The sequence below is a fragment of the Staphylococcus sp. GW821-FHT11H10 genome, assembly GCF_058807855.1.
The window spans coordinates 42,076-60,859 of the sequence record NZ_JBXARC010000005.1; the positions used below are offsets into that span (position 1 = coordinate 42,076).

General features: G+C 33.4%; 20 protein-coding genes and 1 pseudogene. 17 read left to right on the forward strand and 4 right to left on the reverse strand.

All coding sequences use genetic code 11. The features are described from left to right. Positions 1-41 precede the first annotated feature (41 nt). The 5 genes from arcA (at position 42) to AC1RRU_RS04415 (ending at position 5,839) form a co-directional block, all read left to right on the forward strand. Positions 42-1,277 (forward strand): arginine deiminase, encoded by a 1,236-nt coding sequence (gene arcA, locus AC1RRU_RS04395; protein WP_011274693.1) that lies wholly within the window; start codon positions 42-44, stop codon positions 1,275-1,277. A 168-nt stretch (positions 1,278-1,445) separates the two neighbouring features. Next, positions 1,446-2,876, forward strand: coding sequence for an arginine-ornithine antiporter (arcD, locus tag AC1RRU_RS04400; protein WP_033079669.1), 1,431 nt, complete (start codon positions 1,446-1,448; stop codon positions 2,874-2,876). Between the two features lie 34 nt (positions 2,877-2,910). After that, positions 2,911-3,594, forward strand: coding sequence for a Crp/Fnr family transcriptional regulator (locus AC1RRU_RS04405; protein WP_033079670.1), 684 nt, complete (start codon positions 2,911-2,913; stop codon positions 3,592-3,594). A 194-nt stretch (positions 3,595-3,788) separates the two neighbouring features. After that, on the forward strand, positions 3,789-4,550 hold the full coding sequence (locus AC1RRU_RS04410; RefSeq protein ID WP_037571041.1) for an alpha/beta hydrolase: 762 nt from the start codon (positions 3,789-3,791) through the stop codon (positions 4,548-4,550). A gap of 293 nt (positions 4,551-4,843) precedes the next feature. Then, positions 4,844-5,839, forward strand: a complete 996-nt coding sequence (locus AC1RRU_RS04415; RefSeq protein WP_048667909.1) for a LacI family DNA-binding transcriptional regulator — start codon at positions 4,844-4,846, stop codon at positions 5,837-5,839. A gap of 50 nt (positions 5,840-5,889) precedes the next feature. Here AC1RRU_RS04415 and AC1RRU_RS04420 read toward each other — a convergent pair whose 3' ends face one another. Then, positions 5,890-6,255 carry a DUF4870 domain-containing protein gene (locus AC1RRU_RS04420; RefSeq protein ID WP_048667910.1) on the reverse strand — a complete coding sequence of 122 codons (366 nt, stop codon included), beginning with the start codon at positions 6,253-6,255 and terminating at the stop codon, positions 5,890-5,892. Positions 6,256-6,414: 159 nt separating this feature from the next. On the opposite strand from AC1RRU_RS04420, the gene AC1RRU_RS04425 reads away from it, so the two are divergent. The 7 genes from AC1RRU_RS04425 (at position 6,415) to AC1RRU_RS04455 (ending at position 12,029) form a co-directional block, all read left to right on the forward strand. Next, positions 6,415-7,374 (forward strand): helix-turn-helix transcriptional regulator, encoded by a 960-nt coding sequence (locus AC1RRU_RS04425; protein ID WP_048667911.1) that lies wholly within the window; start codon positions 6,415-6,417, stop codon positions 7,372-7,374. A gap of 62 nt (positions 7,375-7,436) precedes the next feature. Next, positions 7,437-7,583 carry a hypothetical protein gene (locus AC1RRU_RS04430; protein ID WP_154266286.1) on the forward strand — a complete coding sequence of 49 codons (147 nt, stop codon included), beginning with the start codon at positions 7,437-7,439 and terminating at the stop codon, positions 7,581-7,583. 197 nt (positions 7,584-7,780) lie between these two features. Beyond that, positions 7,781-8,056 carry a hypothetical protein gene (locus AC1RRU_RS04435; protein WP_493196455.1) on the forward strand — a complete coding sequence of 92 codons (276 nt, stop codon included), beginning with the start codon at positions 7,781-7,783 and terminating at the stop codon, positions 8,054-8,056. Next, positions 8,049-8,768, forward strand: coding sequence for an ImmA/IrrE family metallo-endopeptidase (locus tag AC1RRU_RS04440; protein ID WP_048667913.1), 720 nt, complete (start codon positions 8,049-8,051; stop codon positions 8,766-8,768). Before AC1RRU_RS04435 ends, AC1RRU_RS04440 begins: the two co-directional genes overlap by 8 nt. Then, positions 8,761-9,360 (forward strand): hypothetical protein, encoded by a 600-nt coding sequence (locus AC1RRU_RS04445; RefSeq protein WP_048667914.1) that lies wholly within the window; start codon positions 8,761-8,763, stop codon positions 9,358-9,360. Before AC1RRU_RS04440 ends, AC1RRU_RS04445 begins: the two co-directional genes overlap by 8 nt. A gap of 82 nt (positions 9,361-9,442) precedes the next feature. Further along, on the forward strand, positions 9,443-10,237 hold the full coding sequence (locus AC1RRU_RS04450) for a hypothetical protein (protein ID WP_053028339.1): 795 nt from the start codon (positions 9,443-9,445) through the stop codon (positions 10,235-10,237). Between the two features lies 1 nt (position 10,238). Continuing rightward, the gene (locus AC1RRU_RS04455) at positions 10,239-12,029 is read left to right on the forward strand and encodes a hypothetical protein (RefSeq protein WP_048667915.1); all 1,791 of its coding nucleotides are present in this window, start codon (positions 10,239-10,241) and stop codon (positions 12,027-12,029) included. Between the two features lie 98 nt (positions 12,030-12,127). On the opposite strand, the gene AC1RRU_RS04460 is transcribed toward AC1RRU_RS04455, so the two are convergent. Beyond that, positions 12,128-12,460: an SdpI family protein gene (locus AC1RRU_RS04460; protein ID WP_048667916.1), complete on the reverse strand. Its 333-nt coding sequence runs from the start codon at positions 12,458-12,460 to the stop codon at positions 12,128-12,130. 198 nt (positions 12,461-12,658) lie between these two features. Here AC1RRU_RS04460 and AC1RRU_RS04465 point away from each other — a divergent pair, with 198 nt between their 5' ends. Then, complete coding sequence (locus tag AC1RRU_RS04465; protein ID WP_053026264.1) at positions 12,659-13,801, forward strand: CapA family protein; 1,143 nt, start codon at positions 12,659-12,661, stop codon at positions 13,799-13,801. Between the two features lie 62 nt (positions 13,802-13,863). Here AC1RRU_RS04465 and AC1RRU_RS04470 read toward each other — a convergent pair whose 3' ends face one another. Further along, a complete protein-coding gene (locus AC1RRU_RS04470) occupies positions 13,864-15,504 on the reverse strand; it encodes an alpha-keto acid decarboxylase family protein (RefSeq protein WP_070663215.1) in 1,641 nt (546 codons plus the stop codon). A gap of 151 nt (positions 15,505-15,655) precedes the next feature. Here AC1RRU_RS04470 and AC1RRU_RS04475 point away from each other — a divergent pair, with 151 nt between their 5' ends. Next, on the forward strand, positions 15,656-16,105 hold the full coding sequence (locus AC1RRU_RS04475) for a MarR family winged helix-turn-helix transcriptional regulator (protein ID WP_037551495.1): 450 nt from the start codon (positions 15,656-15,658) through the stop codon (positions 16,103-16,105). A 62-nt stretch (positions 16,106-16,167) separates the two neighbouring features. Here the strand turns inward: AC1RRU_RS04475 and AC1RRU_RS04480 are convergent, their stop codons facing one another. Then, positions 16,168-16,794 (reverse strand): FMN-dependent NADH-azoreductase, encoded by a 627-nt coding sequence (locus AC1RRU_RS04480; protein WP_037551497.1) that lies wholly within the window; start codon positions 16,792-16,794, stop codon positions 16,168-16,170. Between the two features lie 219 nt (positions 16,795-17,013). Here AC1RRU_RS04480 and AC1RRU_RS04485 point away from each other — a divergent pair, with 219 nt between their 5' ends. From AC1RRU_RS04485 to AC1RRU_RS04495, 3 genes and pseudogenes are all read left to right on the forward strand, one after another. After that, on the forward strand, positions 17,014-17,115 hold the full coding sequence (locus AC1RRU_RS04485) for an SE2200 family small protein (RefSeq protein WP_016930637.1): 102 nt from the start codon (positions 17,014-17,016) through the stop codon (positions 17,113-17,115). Positions 17,116-17,515: 400 nt separating this feature from the next. Beyond that, positions 17,516-17,734 (forward strand): annotated as a pseudogene (locus tag AC1RRU_RS04490) (DegT/DnrJ/EryC1/StrS family aminotransferase); the annotation flags it as partial. Positions 17,735-17,753: 19 nt separating this feature from the next. After that, entirely contained in the window at positions 17,754-18,701 is a 948-nt protein-coding gene (locus AC1RRU_RS04495; RefSeq protein WP_016930639.1) for an LCP family protein, read from the forward strand. Positions 18,702-18,784: the final 83 nt, after the last annotated feature.

Sequence of the window (18,784 nt, forward strand, 5' to 3'; positions counted from 1 at the left end):
CTTTATACTCTAATTGTAGATAAATAAAGGAGGAAATGAATATGACACAAGGACCTATTCAAGTAAACAGTGAAATCGGTAGATTAAAAACAGTATTACTCAAACGACCTGGTAAAGAATTAGAAAATTTAGTACCAGATCACTTAAGTGGCTTGCTATTCGACGATATTCCTTATTTAAAAGTGGCGCAAGAAGAACACGACAAATTTGCACAAACACTTCGTGATGAAGGTGTGGAAGTTGTTTATTTAGAAAAACTAGCAGCTGAAGCAATTGCAGATAAAGATGTGCGAGAACAGTTCATTGACGACATTCTTGCAGAATCTCAAAAAACAGTATTAGGACATGAAGCTGAAATTAAAACGTTTTTTGCGAAGTTATCAGATCAAGAATTAATCGATAAAATTATGGCTGGTGTGAGAAAAGAAGAAATTGAACTAAAAACAACACATCTCGTTGAATACATGGATGATAGATATCCATTCTATTTAGACCCAATGCCTAACCTTTACTTTACACGTGATCCTCAAGCATCAGTAGGTAGAGGTATGACAATTAACAGAATGTATTGGAGAGCACGTCGCAGAGAATCACTATTTATGACATACATTTTAAAATATCATCCAAGATTTAAAGATGCAGATGTACCAGTATGGTTAGACCGAAACTCACCATTTAATATCGAAGGTGGAGATGAATTAATTCTATCTAAAGAAGCTTTAGCCATTGGTATATCTGAACGTACATCAGCACAAGCAATTGAACGCTTAGCACGTAATATATTTAAAGATGAATCTACGACATTCAAGAAAGTAATTGCGATTGAAATTCCAAATAGTCGTACGTTCATGCATTTAGATACAGTATTCACAATGATTGACTACGATAAATTCACAGTGCATTCAGCTATTTTCAAAGAAGAAAATAACATGAATTTATTTACGATTGAATACGATGAAGCAAAAGATGATATCAAAATTACACATTCTAATAAACTACGTGAAACGCTAGCAGACGTACTTGGCGTTGAAAAAATCGAGTTTATCCCAACTGGTAATGGTGACGTGATAGACGGCGCACGTGAACAATGGAATGACGGTTCAAATACGCTATGTATACGCCCAGGTGTGGTCGTTACTTATGACCGAAACTACGTATCAAACCAATTACTTCGTGATAAAGGCATTAAAGTGCTTGAAATTACTGGTAGTGAACTTGTTCGTGGACGTGGGGGCCCAAGATGTATGAGCCAACCATTATTTAGAGAAGATATTTAAAGTATTTCGAGCAAACGTAAGGACTTTTTTGAAAAATACATCGCAGGGAAAGTGATGTAGAAATATAACACAAGGAGAAGGGTTTGAAGCAGGGTTACCAGACAATTGAATAATGATGCTTCAAGCCCTTAATTTAAAAGTAATCCTCCTTAGAAGGGGAAATGAATTATGAATGAATCAGACACAAACAAACTTGGTAAAACGTCACTTATTGGCTTAGTCATTGGTTCTATGATTGGTGGCGGTGCGTTCAATATCATTTCTGATATGGGTGGTCAAGCCGGTGGTTTAGCAATTATGATTGGATGGATTATCACCGCAATCGGAATGATTTCACTCGCATTTGTCTTCCAAAATCTCACTAATGTAAGACCGGACTTAGAAGGTGGAATTTACAGTTATGCACAGGCTGGATTTGGCGACTTTATTGGTTTCTCAAGTGCTTGGGGCTACTGGTTTGCTGCGTTTCTAGGTAACGTAGCCTATGCAACATTATTGATGTCAGCAATAGGTAACTTCTTCCCAATCTTCAAAGGTGGTAATACGCTACCAAGTATTATCGTCGCTTCTTTCTTATTATGGGGTGTGCACTTCTTAATACTTAGAGGTGTTGAAACCGCAGCTTTTATCAATAGTATTGTAACTGTTGCAAAGTTAATTCCTATATTCTTAGTCATCATTTGTATGATTGTAGTATTTAATTTCGATACATTCAAAGCAGGGTTCTACGGAATGACAAGCGGTGGTACAGGTATATTTAGTTGGGGCGATACAATGTCTCAAGTTAAGAGTACAATGCTTGTAACCGTATGGGTATTCACTGGTATTGAAGGTGCAGTGGTATTCTCAGGTCGTGCTAAATCGAAAAAAGACGTAGGTACTGCTACAGTAATTGGACTTGTTTCAGTACTTGTTATTTACTTCTTAATGACTGTATTGGCACAAGGCGTCATTCAACAAAATCAAATTGCTGATCTTGCAAGCCCATCAATGGCACAAGTGTTAGAACATATCGTTGGTCATTGGGGTTCAGTACTCGTTAACATTGGATTAATTATTTCTGTTTTAGGTGCATGGCTTGGTTGGACATTACTAGCTGGTGAGCTACCATTTATAGTGGCTAAAGATGGCTTGTTCCCGAAATGGTTTGCTAAAGAAAATAAAAATAAAGCACCAATCAATGCATTATTAATTACAAACATTCTAGTACAAATATTCTTAATTAGCATGTTATTTACAGACAGTGCATATCAATTTGCGTTTTCACTTGCATCAAGCGCGATTTTAATTCCGTATATGTTTAGTGCCTTTTATCAATTGAAATACACAATTGAGCATAAAGGACACGCTACAGTGAAACAATGGGCAATCGGTATTATTGCATCAATCTATGCGATATGGCTTGTGTACGCTGCAGGTATTGATTACTTGTTATTAACCATGTTGCTCTACATCCCTGGTCTATTTGTTTATCGTTTCGTACAACGTAATAACCATAAACCATTAACGAAAGGTGACTATATCTTGTTTGCAGTCATTATCATACTTGCAATAATAGGTATCATTCGCTTAGCGATGGGAAGCGTTTCAGTATTCTAATAAAAAGTTTTAAAAGATTTAGGAGTGTATCTCAATGGCCGGAAAGACATATATCAACAACAGAGACAATGATTTAAGTGAAGGGCTCAAACAATTAGCGTCTTACTTAAATATTCCAACGGGTGTCATTCAAGCATTCAAGAGTGAGTGTTTCGTGCGACGTTACAATAAAGGACAAATCATATATTATTCATCTGATCAGCCCACCTATGTGTATTTGTTACTAGACGGTATTGTTTTGCGTGAAACAATTAATGAAGATGGGGACGCTTATCGTAAGCTTAATAAAGAGCAACTATTATTTCCGTTAAATCATCTCTTTCGAAAAATTGAATTAAACGAGATGTGCACAGCTATAACACCATGTAATGTAATAGGCATACCTAAAGATATGTTGGAATATCTTTGTAAAAATCATGACGACATATTTGTTACACTGTTCGAAAAGTTAAATAACGAACTTGAACTGCTAATGGAATACAATATGGCATTAACCACAAAGTTGGCGAGAGAACGTATTGAGAAAGTACTATATTATTTATGTCATGCAATAGGATACGATCATGATGAATTCTACGAAATTAAACATATCATGACCATTCAATTACTGAGTGATTTAGCAGGTATTTCACGTGAAACAACTGGCCATATTGTACATGAATTAAAAGAAGAGAAAAAATTAATAAAAAATGGCAAAAACTGGATGGTTATAAAGTAATAAATAAGACACAAAGCCCCCTTTATATACAAAAAGCGTTTATATTAAACTACCAAACCGATATAAACACAATAATTGCTACTTAAGACGTTGGTGACATTACTAACGTCTTTTTGTATGTTTGGGTAACACCTTTTTCAGAAAAAGTGTAAAATAGATATAATCATTTATTATTAGAAGGGGCGACAATCAACATGGCACTCATGACAATCAATTACTTATCACCATCTTTAGGTATGCAACAATCATTTGTAGCAATTATTCCAGAAGACGCCAGTTTCTTCGACGAAACACAATCACCTAAATCTTATAAATCACTTATGCTATTGCATGGATTATCAAGTGATGCAACGTCGTATACACGCTTTACCAGTGTTGAGCGATATGCAGATGAACATCAATTAGCCATTATTATGCCGAATGCAGATCATAGTGGCTATGCAAATATGACGTACGGTCATAGTTATTATGACCATATATTGGAAGTGTATCACTACGCACATAAGCTACTTCCATTATCACCAAAACGTGAAGATAATTTTATTGCAGGTCATTCGATGGGTGGTTACGGCACGATGAAATTTGCATTAACACAAGGAAGACTCTTCTCTAAAGCATCGCCATTGTCTTCTGTCTTTCAAGCGCAAGGGTTAATGGAACTTGATTATCCTGATTTCGCACCAAAAGCAATTACTGGGGAAGATACAACTATCAAGGGTACTGAACTCGATACATATCATTTAGTTGATGAAGCGGTCGAAAAAGGATTGACCATACCTAAGTTGTTGATTCAATGTGGTACAGAAGATTTCTTATATGAAGATAATCAACAATTTATGACATATTTGGATGATAAAGGAATTGACTATCAATATGAAGAAGGTCCAGGTCAACATGATTATGCGTTCTGGGATAAGGCCATCAAACGCACAATTGAATGGTTAGTAGAAGAATAGGAATGAAAAAGAATTTGGAATCAAAATGATGAATAATAGGGAGTGGGACAGAATTCTTTTTAAATTCGTCGTCCCACCCCCGCAAGGATGACTAGAACTGAAAAAAGCTTGATTTAAGCGCATTTTCAGTTCAGTCAGCTACTGCGAATTTGCAAAATAGCATCATCATATTATTTATGTCCCAGGCTCTTTTTGACATATTTAAAATGTTGAATATCTAACTTGAGTGATTGACAAAAATGTAGCGACAACCTATCATAAATAATGAAAACGTTTTCATTAAAGGTGGTACTATGGCAACAATTAAAGATGTAGCTCAGAGAGCAGGGTTATCTATATCGACGGTTTCAAGATATTTAAATCATCATCCTTATATTTCTGAGAATAAGAAAATTAAAATCCAACAAGCGATGGAAGAACTTGATTATGTGCCAAATTCAGTCGCTATGCAATTGCGTTCTAACAAGTCTTATACGATTGGTATCATTGTACCTAGAATTACGAATCCATATTTCGCGTATTTGATTGATGCAATTGATAAAGAAATTAAAGGTACACCATATCATACGTTAATCATGCAAACATATAATGATAAAGAAGAGGAATTAAGATTATTAAATATGTTTAAGCAAAGACACATTGCTGGTGTGATTATGGGCGCACTTGAAAATGACATAGAAGTTTTAGAGACGTATACGAAATATGGACCTATTATTTTATCGGCAGATCAATCAATGCAGTCTGATAAAGTAAAGATTATACATACCAACCAACGTCAAACGACGTATGATGCCATTCAATACTTAATTAATAAAGGATATCGAAACATAGCTTATTGCACGGACAATAATTACTATGATCATTGCTTCAATAAACCTAGAAATGTTGGATTTAGAGTAGCGATGGAAGATAATGGCTTGGATATTAGAAACGAATGGATTTTCAATCATGTTCATACGATTGAGGACGGTGAACGGATTGGGAAAGCATTATTGGGGCAAGAACAGTTACCAGATGCTATTTTTACAGGTAGTGATGAAGTGGCATTAGGGTTAATGCACTTTATGACTGCCCATCAAATCAATATTCCTAACCAAATCGCCATTATGGGGTATGATAATCAACCCATTTCTAGTTTGCTGAAGATTCCTTTATCGACAGTCAATCAACCAGTCAATGACATTGGTAAGCAATTGATTAACTATTTATTGGCATTACTTGAAGATACAGAGTTTGAAAGCAACGATGATGTATTAAAATTAAATATCGTAGAACGACAAAGCACATAAAAAAAGCCTTCCATTTCGAAGTTTAAACGAAGTGGAAGGCTTGTTTCTATCTATTTAATAAATTCAATAGTGAACGGAACGACGTAATCTTCACCTTTATTGGTTGAAACGATTGCTAATATCGTATAAGTAATGTTGGCAATGATTAAAGCCATTAAAGCTAAATAGCCAATTAAAATTAAAGTTAATAAGAAACTAGCAATACCATAGATACCGTAGCTAATAGCGAAATTTAGACAATTTTTTCCCTGCTTATTGATGTATTCTGATTCTTCTTTTTTGACTAACCAAATCACTAAAGGTGCTACAAAGCTTGTGAAAAAGGTTAAGACCCACATAATCATTGCCAGTGATTTATCTTCTTTTGAAACATGGTTAAACATTTGCGGATGTTTGGACTGGTTTTGCAAATTCATTCTTATTCCCAACTTTCTAAGTGTTTTGAACTGCTTGAGATTAGTATACCTACAAGGTACGTCATTTTTTGTCGTAGTAAAAAGATGTATCTTACATTTTTTATTTTATTGTTGTTTAATAAAGTAGAATCATTCATTTTCCAAAAATGGGAGGTAACTATGACTAAAACAACTGACACGCTAGAGCTGTATTTAAAGTTTATGTCTGGTGAACGCTTATCTAAGGCACAAATAGGCGACATCATAGGTAAAAAATCTGACAGAACCGTGCAGCGTTATATCGCGCATCTAAATGACTTCTTTGCTAACAGAACGGATATGGCGCATTTGAAGATAACGATGAATACGACAGACCGTAAATATGAAATGGTCCACAATAGTAGTGAAACCTTTGATAAAACACAGGTGCTAGCGATATTAAAAATTCTTATTTCAACAAGAGCACTATCTGAAGATGAATTACAAATGATTGTTAATAACCTTACGAAACATATGTCTGATGAGAATCAACATGTAATTGAAAAGGCCATTCAATCTGAATTAGTTCATTATGAACCCATGAATCATGGCGAGCCATTATTAAATAAAGTTTGGGATTTAAATCATATTATTCAACAAAATCGCGTGATTGAATTTAACTATTTTAATGCAATGAACAAAGGGCGTACACATGTCATCAAACCAATGTATATTACATTTTCTGAACTGTACTTTTATTTAGTAGGGGTTAATGATAAAGAACAGGTACTCATTTTTAGGATAGATCGAATTCAAGAATATAAAGTATTGAACACTAAATTTAACGTTCCGAATTCACCTTATATTAGAGAAGGCGCTTTGAAACAACGTATCTATTTTATGTATGGCGGCCATTGGAAGAAAGTACGCTTTGAATTTAATGACGGGATTATTGAGTCAGTGCTTGATCGGTTCCCAACTGCTCAATTATTGAAAAAAGATTACACCAATAACCGATTTGTAGTAGAAATTGAAGTCATCGGCGATGGTATTTTAATGTGGCTACTATCTCAAGGTTCACGTATCAAAGTGCTATCGCCAAATAGTTTGAAAGAGAAACATATAGCTGAAATTGAAAAGATACTTGGGAACTATAGGTAGACAATTTTTGTCTATGCTATGCGGTAAAATGTTATCAAATTAGTCATAGAGGTGTTGTAATAATGATTAAACTAGATAACGAAGCGAAGAAGTTAGCTAAAAAAGCACTGCTAAAACCTAAATTTCTAAGAACACAAGTAGAACAAGTTATCGTAACAATGTATAAAAGAGAATTATGTAGTAAAGTCAACAAAAACAAATATTTCTAATTGTTATTTTTTAGTAAATTGTATAGATACCTTATTTTTACTATAAAAAGTATAGCAAAATATTAATTTAATAATTATAATAAAAATGTATCATTCAAATACAAAAGGTAGGAATACATATGATACCCAAATAAACGCAAGTCGAAATAAGTAAGCGCATACAAAAAGAAATAGAACTCAGTGGTTTAGAACCAGTTATGTATGCTGAACACCATGACTATGACACTAAGCAGCTACATAAGCTTTTAAACCCATCTTTAATATGGGTAGCGCAAGATTATCAACTCGCAGCTACAATATTAAAGACGACACCTGAAATACTTCTAGAACATTTACCTCAAGAAGACTTAGATAGCATTTCATTTCGTGCATTGGAAAATACAGAAGAAATTAACCACAGAGTCAAACAACTCGATGACATCTTCCAATTGCTGACATATCAATTAAAGATTGGAAGTGAGTCACGTGACTGAATCATATCGTGAAACAATAGAACGTATTATTCCAGTTGCAGAACAATTCATTTCAGATCACCAACTCCAATATCCGATTGCGAATTCAACGCAAGTGTTATCTGAAATGGGCTACTACATTGTAAAAGCACAAGCACCTAATAATTTATCCGGTTTTTACATGAAGAAAGATCGATTTCCTTTCATCTTTGTGAATACGAATCATAGCAAAGGACGTCAACAATTTTCATTGTGGCACGAAGTATACCACCATTACATGAATCATAAAAATGGGATTAGTGATTTTAATCATAAGTCATTGGAAGAGAGAGAAGCGGAAATATTTGCAGGAATTGTTTTATTACCTAATGCAGAAATTCAAAAATGGATGGCAGCATATGATGATATTATGCGTCCCGATGTGATTGCGCGTATGAGTGTACATTATCAGATTAGTTTTGGTGCAGCTATGGTAAGAGCAATGCAACTGAATCCTATTCCACGTGATACGTATCAACAGTTAAATGCACTCTCTCGTTTAGATCATAAGGCTCAATTGTATGCAATTTACACAGGTAATGATTTGCCAACAGATATCTTAGAACCCACTAATAATACTCAAATCTCGTCGAACATCATGACGGTGCTAGAACATAACTATAACAAAGGGCTCGTTTCTGGAGCAAAGATCAATGAAATTATCGACAAAATAGAGGTGCTCAATTATGACTAATAAGGGTATGACGCCGCCAATTGTTGATACAGATATATGGGTATATCTTATATTATCAGGCTATTATGAACGTATTATTGCATATTACGGTTATTTGCAATTTTCCGATGTTGTAGAAAAAGAAATACTAAAATGGCAAAGTAATACGCAAGAATTTTCAAATGTAGCGCGTGTATTTAAAAATTTAAAAGACCAGCATGATGTCAGAGTTATACATTTTGACGAATTTGATGCATTGTCACAAGCAAGCATCAATCACACACTTAGTGAATACGGATTAAAAACCGTAGATATTTTAGAAAAAAACAAAGGTGAATTTACAAGTTTACTATACGCCTTACATAAAGACATACATCGATTTAAAACAAACGATCGAAAGTTCAAAGAAGAAGTTGAAGACACATTAGATGAAACATTTACCTTCGTCAATTGGATAGACATCTTAGATAATTACAGCACCAACTTCAAAGAGAAACTTGAAATTCAAAAACAAGTTGATACCAAACAACTAAAAATGAAAAAACAAAACCATAAACATACTAAACAAGACCCCCGATGGGACAAATTAAAACAGTATATTAAGGAGAAATAACAATGTTAAATAAAAAAATAGAGTAGAAGCAGTTAATAGTTTAGAAAAAGCAATTCAAAACTTTGAAATAGAAAAAGCGTATATGGTTACACAATCAGAAAAACTATATAAAGAAAGATTAGTTCTAAAAGATAATATAAAGAAAGTTTGGCAATTTTTAAATAGTATGAGAAATAAACCTGAAGAAGTGAAAATACAGGTAGAAAAATTAAAAATAGAATTTAAAAAATTCGAGAATTTCGTTAGTGAAATTAATGAAGAAGTAGATATGTCTTTCAAAAAAACAGCTGGTGGAGCTGGTAGTGGAGTGGTTGCAGGAGCTGGTGTTGCAGCTTTTGGTCCTTCTGCAGCTATGGCTATTGCAACAACATTTGGTACAGCTTCTACGGGTACTGCAATTTCAACATTAAGTGGCGCTGCAGCAACTAATGCAGCACTAGCATGGTTAGGGGGAGGCGCTCTAGCAGCTGGTGGAGGTGGCACTGCAGCTGGTTCAGCATTGTTAGCTTTATCTGGTCCAATAGGGTGGACAATTGGTGGAGTAAGTATTGCAACGGCTGGTTTCCTTAGAAACTCTAAAAATAAAAAAGTAGCTAATGAAGCTAGAGCTAAAGAAGTTGAAGTCCAAGCGCAAATTAAAATGCTAAAAGGTGCGAGTGAAGAAATAATTGAAACAACTAAATTGACTGAAACTACTAACACAGTAATTGATCCGTATTATGATAACATTCTAAATCGTACAGCAAAATACAAGTCTGATTATAAAGAGATTAAATTAGCAGGGGACAATGATTTGATTAAAGACTTAGGGAGTTTAATTAATCAAACTAAAGGAGCTACTGAGTTATTAAATAGAGCTATAGGTAAGGTGTCTTAATATGGAAGAAGCAAAAAACTTAGATCTTTTTTTAGATTTAAACTATTTAACAGAGTCTAGCCTATTTAAAATTAAAGATGTTAATGAATCTACAAATAAATTATTAGAGGAATATAAAGAAATAGCCATTAATCAAGTCATTCAAAATTTTGGATTAGATAAAATATTAAATATTTACAAAGATGGCGGTAACGTAACTACTCTACACAATTTTAAGAATGCAGTTTTTAGTGATGACGAATCTAAAGAAAAATATAATATAATGCAAGCACATAAAAAGAAATTGGATCGTAGTTATTATGATAGAAACGTATTCAAAAAAAATAAAGATGGCGCTTTAGAACTCGTTTCAATGAATGTGAAAAATATAAGGGAATTCTCAGCTAAATTAACAAATGAAGAAATAAGTCAAATTGGTGATACAATTAAAATTAAACCAAATGATAATTCACAAAAAAGTAAGAATAAAATTAATGTTAAAGTTAGTGATGCAGCTAAAAATCAGATATATTCAATTACAAATGATAATAAAAAAAGTCGCGGTAAGTTAAAAGATGGTTATAATCGAGAACATATACTTAGTGTCGAAAAAACAAACAAGTCTAATTACCAAGTTGAACATATAAATTCTATAAAATCTTTAAGTCAAAATCATGCCTTCAATTTATTTTTTACTCATGATGAACAATCTATTTTTGTTAATAGCAATGATAATATTACGTTTATAACGAGTGATTCTAATCAATCTAAAGGGCAATTAGGACCATCCGAATGGGGAAATAAAATTAATAAAGATGGAAGAAGTAATATAGAAAGATTTAATAAAAGGGAAGAAGACATAAAATTTCAAGAAAATCGATCTAATGAGAGACTTAGAACGGAAACAAAAGAAAAAGCTAGAAGATATTATACTCAAAAGACAATGAAAGCCAGTTTTAGTTCAGGTGCTAAAATGGGCATGAAAGAAATGCTAGGAATGCTACTTTATGATTTACAAAATGAATTTTTTAAAGAGATGAAGTATTACTTTAATAATTTTAAAAATTTTCATAAAAATAAAGTTAAATGGCAAGAATTAACATTGTGCTTCAGTAGAATAAAAGATAAAGTATTTAATAGAGCAAAATCTTATTTTGTAGGATTTAGTACAGGATTTATTAGTGGTTTTCTAGGCAATATATTAACAGTTATTATAAATACATTCAAAACAACTTATAAACGATTAGCGAGATTAATCGGAGAGACATTTAATGGGGTAGTTAAATCAGTTAAGTTATTACTAACGGCTGAAAATGATGAAACAAAGTATAAAGAAGCAGTCAAAGTTTTTACTGCTACTGTAATTGGAGCTTTAGGTGGAATTATGACAGAAAGTTTAATTACCTACTTAAGAACTACACCTTTTTCAATTTTTGCAGAGTTAATTGGTGCAACTGTAGGTGGTATTTTAACGGGAATGACTGTTGCCTCAGCAATGTATATGATTGATGATTTTAAAGGGTTTATTGAGTCATTGAAGGGCATATTTAGTAAAGATAAATATTCTCAAGAAGAATTGAAAGCTAAGTTTGATGAATTACTATCAAAAATAGATGAAGAATATACTATTATTCTAAAAAGAATTAGAAGAGAATATTTGAAGTTAAATGAGCTGACGATGAATGCATTTAATATGGAATTAAGCGCCACTGAAAGATTCGCAAATACTATAGATTATGCTTCAGCGATGAATGTTCAAGAAGAGAAAATTGTAAGAAATTCGAAAGAAATTGATGATTTCTTTTTAAATTAGATTAGATAATCAACGCAAAAGACTGCTCAACCAGCAGTCTTTTTGATTTCCAAAAAATAAATGGATTTCGCTAATGTTACTACGTCATTAATCTATCATCAAAGCTCTCTCTCGACTTTCCAATATGTGATGAATAAATACCATACCATTACTAACAACTCTATGCCTAAACCGGCCATAATGATTAAATCAGTACTTCTCATAATACCTACGATTTCAATCATTATTCCGATAATTCCGAACAACAATATCACCCATAAGTATTTTAGAGAATAGATGCCATATTGTTTTTGGGCTTTAATCCAATTACGATCATTAGCCATTGATTTCTTTGTTCGATAACCGTACCAACGATTGCACTCGGTAGGTGGATGGCATTTAAAGATGTAACCAACGCACCCCATAATGATAATTAGTGGTAATAATATCATGTTATAACTCCCTTAATAATTTATCGACTATACAACTAAACGATATATTAAAAATTTTTCTTATTCAAATTGCATTAAAGTTAGTAATTGTCTAAAATAAAAATTAAAGAGTTCGTTAATAAATGTTATGCAACTCAACAAAATTATGTTTTGAATATAAAAGACGCTAATAATCTTCATTGAAAGAAGGCGTACTTAGTGGTTAAGTATTATGTTAGTTGTATAGTACTATTTTTTACTTTTGCAATTCTCTGTGGCATGGCACTGGCTGAAGATGTTACTGATGAAGCATCAGTGGTTGCAGTAGGAGATAATTTAATACACCCTGTTGTTTATAATGATGCACTGCAACAAGATGGGTCATTCAATTTTAAGCCTATGTATTCACATATTAAGAACGACATACAATCACCAGACCTTGCATTTATTAATCAAGAATCTCCATTAGGTGGGGATAATCGACCATTTTCAGGATTTAAGAACTTCAATACTCCGAGTCAGATTGCTCAAGATGTTGTAGAAACCGGATTTGATATGGTAAATGGTGCCAATAATCATTCCTTGGATCAAGGTGATGAAGGTGTCTTAAATCATCTTAAGGCATGGAATAAGTTTGATAAACATGTTTTATTTACAGGTATTTTTAATTCGAAAAGGGATTCTCAAACGATACCGGTCATGACTGTCAATGGAATCAAGGTGAGTTTACTAAGTTATACATATGGTACAAATGAAATGACATCACAATATCCTTACACAATTAAAACGTTTGATGAAAAAACGATTCAACGAGATGTAAGACAAGCAAAAAAGCAAAGTGATGTCGTGATAGTGTCGGCACACTGGGGAAATGAAAATCACCATACACCAAATAAGACACAGAAGAAATACGCTCAATTATTTGCGGATGAGGGTGTAGATGTTGTCATTGGTACACACCCACATGTCATTCAACCGGTTAAATGGGTGAAGAGTAAGCGTGATAATCATCAAACACTTGTCGCATATTCATTAGGTAACTTTCTGAATGGACAAGATACTGGAGATGAACATAATCAATTATTAGGAAGACTAAATTTTGATATAGTTAAAGCGCCTAAAGGTGCACATATTGAAAATGTGAAGTGGACGAGTATGGTCAATCATTATCAACAGTGGGATCCTACCAATAAAGACACGAGACATGATTTTGAAGTGTATAATTTAGATGATTATAATGAGGATTTAGCGCAGGATCATGGATTAAGAAACGATAAGAAAAGTCAATGGGATATAAAACATCTTCAAGATATCACGAAAGATGTTATTGATTTTGAATACTTGGATGAAAAGAGTATATGATGCAAAAAAGCCTGTGACATGGTAGAACATGCGACAGGCTTATTTTAATAATTGTAGATGACCTATTTATTCTGTGCTGCAAAGGCTTTTGAAATGTCGCGAAGTTTAGCTGGTGCGTCATCCCACTTCATTGTGACTTCAGTGAAGTGTAATTGCTCTGGAGCAGCGTTAATGGCGTCAAATACGTTCTGTAAGTCATTAGAAGTCTTCACGTCATGCACAACAACATTATCGCCACCGAACACTTTAGGTAGAGCTTTATAATCCCACATACGGATATCATTGTACGTTTCTTCCATGCCGTGGATTAAACGTTCTACTGTATAACCATCGTTATTAATCACGAAGATAATCGGTTTGATATCTTGGCGAATCATCGTAGATAACTCTTGAACTGTAAGTTGTAATGAGCCATCCCCGATTAATAAGATGTTACGGCGATTTGGATCAGCCATTTGCGTACCTAAAGTAGCTGGTAGTGTATAACCGATAGAACCCCATAATGGTTGTCCTATAAACGTCATGTCTTTCGGTAAAGCTAAATCATACGCACCGAAGAATGATGTACCTTGCTCAGCTAATAAGACATCATCATCTTTAATAAAGTGTTGCATCATGTCAAAGTAAGTTGATTGCGTTAAGATATCATCTGATAATGCGACTTCTTTTGATGCTCCTTTTTCAAAAGTAGGGAACGAGCCCTCATATCGATAATCAATCGTATTAAGTCCATCAATTAAGCTAGGTAGTGTTACATCTTCAGCAACCGTTTCATTCAATTTAAAGTTATGATGATTAAGCATAACCACATCATCAATATCAAATTCATAAGAGAAACCGGCTGTAGCTGAGTCAGTTAATTTAGCGCCAATATTTAAAATGGCATCACTGTTATCGACATAATCTTTAATTTGGTCTTCTGCAATTTTGCCATCGTAAATGCCTATATAATATGGATTCTCTTCGTTAAACGCCCCTTTACCTAATGATAATTGAGCGACTGGAATGTGTGTTTGATTAACAAATTGCTCGAGTGCTTTGTGTAAGTGGAAACTGTTGATTTCATGACCTGTGATAATGACTGGTTGTGAAGCGGAGCGTAGTTTGTCAGCGACCATATTAATATATCGATCAACATTTACGTCTGGAATTGGTGCGACATCATACTCTGAATCTACCTCGATTTCAGTCATTGCAACATCAATAGGAAGATGAATGTGCACTGGGCGACGTTCATGAATAGCAGCATTAATGACTCTAGGGATTTCAGTTGTTGCGTTCTCAGCAGTAATGTATGCTTGCGCTGTCGTAATGTGTTCGAACATCTTTTGATAGCTATCGAAACGACCTTCACCCAATGAATGGTGCACATACTTACCGGCTTGTTCTACTGCTTGCGTTGGCGCGCCTGTAATTGCAATCACTGGGACACGTTCAGCATACGAACCTGCGATACCGTTAACAGCACTTAATTCACCAACACCAAATGTAGTAACGAGCACGCCTAGTCCATTGATACGTGCATAGCCATCTGCAGCATAACTACCGTTAAGTTCATTAGTCGTTCCTACCCATTCAACGCCTTCATGACGTACGATGTCATCTAGAAATGCTAGGTTAAAGTCTCCTGGCACGCCAAAGATTTTGTCGACGCCTGCATGATGTACTGCATCCATTAAGTATTGTCCTACACGTTGTTTCATATTCATTCCACCTTTATTTATAAATTAGAATACACTTACAATATAATTATATTGGCTAATAAAGTCAATTTAGTTGACCTTTTTTCGACTGTTTTTTGAAAATTGATTATAATGTGTATAATCATTCATAAATGGAAAAGGAAAGAAATCTATGGATAGTAATAAAAATGATTATGAACATATGTTATTTTACTTCGCATATAAGACATTTATAAAAACGGCAGATGAAATTATTGAAAAATACGACATGAGTCGTCAGCACCATCGCTTTTTGTTCTTCATTAATAAATTGCCTGGTATTACCATTAAGCAATTATTAAAGACATTAGAAATCTCTAAACAAGGATCACATGCGACGTTGCGTAAATTGAAGGAAGAAGGGTTAATTGTTGAACAAACATCTGAAGAAGATCGACGTGTGAAACAATTATTTCCAACGCCTAAAGGCAGTAAGTTAGTTGATAAATTAAATAAAGCACAAGATGAATTAATGCAGAGTACCTTTCAGAAGGTAGGACATGATTGGTATGACATCATGGAAGAACTATCGAATTACAGAGAAGGATTTCAAGATATTCAGCATTTGAAAGATGAGAAGTAAATAGGATTGAATAGTAAAAAGGCATTGCGTAAATGACTACGCAATGCCTTTTAATATGCTTATTAGAAATTTTTACCCATTTCTTGTGCTTCAGTAATTGAAGCGGCTTTAATTTCTTCTGTTCTCTCTGGTTCCGCATTATGACCTTCAATAATTACATTTTCGTATGAAGGTACACCTAAGAATGTCATGATTGTTCTTAAGTAACGGTCGCCACTTTCAACATCTGCAGCTGGACCTTCTGAATAGAAACCACCACGTGATTGAATGTGTAATACTTTTTTATCTGTTAAAAGACCTTGAGGACCTTCTGCAGTGTATTTGAATGTTTTACCTGCAATTGAAATTGCGTCAATGTACGCTTTCAATACAGGTGGGAATGATAAGTTCCACATTGGTGAAACGAAAACATATTTATCAGCTGAAAGGAATTCTTCTAAAATTTCACTGAAACGATCAACTTTTTGTTGTTCATCTTGATTAAGTTCATCGCCATTTCTTAATTTACCCCAACCAGTTAATACATCTTTATCAATAACAGGGATATCTTCTTTGAATAAATCAATGTGCTTCACTTCATCACTTGAATGATTATCTTTGTATGAATCAATAAATGCTTTACCAGCAGCCATAGAATTAGAAGCTAATTCATCTAATGGGTGTGCTGTAATGTATAATAATTTTGCCACAGTCGTGCACCTCATATATATTTATTTCGAAATCGATATAATTAATATACTCGATTTTCAAAATAATACAATACTTTTCATGAAAAATCAGACCAATGGTGTATAAGATAATTAAACGTGACTTTAAAAATGAACAATTTTAAGTGTATAATATAGGTAAATTTAGATTTTAATATTTAAGAAATCTAATAAATGTAGAACCTTAAAGGAGTGACAGACATGAAGGGATTATTAATTACAGTAGTTTTAGGCGTAGCTGCATATGTTGGTTTCAAAAAATACCAAAACAAAGTAAACGAAATGCCAAATATTGAATATTAATGTTTTAAGCCAAGATATCTCTGTGTAGAAATATCTTGGCTTTTTTATATTTATGTAAATTACATAATTATTGTTTGTTGGAGAGACCTTAATTGAGGAAGAGGATAAATGTAAGTATAACTTTTTAAGACAAATAATGAATTTATTGCATAAGGACATATATTGACCGTTCAAAATTGTATAATGTACGGATAAAGAAATCTGAAAGTTTTACTCGGAATTACATAGCTATAAAATGAATTTTTATAAATAAGCTACTAATTCATTACGCAAGTAGTTTATTTATTGCATATTTACATGATAGTTACATTAGTTTTAACGTAAATTCTAACTAATATTATAAGATAAAATGTAATGGTTTTGATGAATGTAAAGAATATATTTTGTAATGTTGAAGAAAAACAAAATTAATTCGCAATTACAAAAAAATAATATTGAAGCACGTCCAGTATGGAAACCAATGCACTTACAACCATACTTTGAATCTTATGATTATATAATGGTTGATGGTATAGATAACAGTGCCTATTTATTTGACCATGGAGTATGTTTACCATCAGGTTCTGATATGACAGATGAGCAGCAAACACGAGTGATTGAAATTATTAAAAGTCTATAAAAAATGAGTGATTAATATTATGAAAAAAAAGAAATCAACTACTTTTAAAGTAATTATTACAATACTGATTATATTATTAGTACTTATTGTTGCTGCAGCTATTTTTGTCTTTACGAAATTACATTCATTAAATAATTCAATTAATGAATCCTTAGATAGAGATCATTCCCAATTAAGACAAAAGGCAGCAAAAGAGGGAGACCCTATGACGGTTGTGCTTTACGGTATAGATGACGATGCTGAAAGACAGCAAGAAAATCTCGGGCAACGTAGTGACTCTATCGTCTTGATGTCAATTAACCCTAAAGATAAAAAAACTGTAATGGTAAGTGTACCTCGTGATACACGTGCGAAGATTGTAGGTAAAGGAACAACTGAAAAAATTAACCATGCATATGCATACGGCGGTCCTAAAATGGCAGTCAACTCATTGGAAAAATTAATGGATGTACCTGTTGACCATTATATTTCTATTGATATGGATGGCGTTAAAACAGTAGTAGATGAACTTGGTGGAGTTACAATTACGAGTAATGGCTCTTTTATAACTAAAGATAGTACCAATACCTATCAATTCACTAAAGGCGAGCAATACAAAATGGACGGTAAAGAAGCATTAGCTTACATGCGTAGTCGTAAGGAAGATGGTGCTGGTGGCGATGAAGGTCGTCAATTGCGTCAACAACAAGTGATTACTGCAGTTGCTAGAGAAGCATTCTCTGTTAACTCAGTAACTAAATTAAACGGTATATTCAAAGCTGCTCAAGATAACTTGAAAACAGACCTAAGCTTCATACAGTTAAATCGCTTTAAATCTGACTATGATAAAGCACAAGACAATGTAGAACGTTTAACAATTAATGGTCAAAACGCACTTGGTGACGACAATCTATACTACTTCTATCCTGATAAAAATAGTCTAAAAGAAGTTAAAGAGAAATTAAAAGAAAACTTAAATCTTAACTAAATGAAAGCACTTTGTCGATGATATAAATCATTGACAAAGTGCTTTTAAATTGCAATTAACCTTTATTATACTTAAATTTTTAG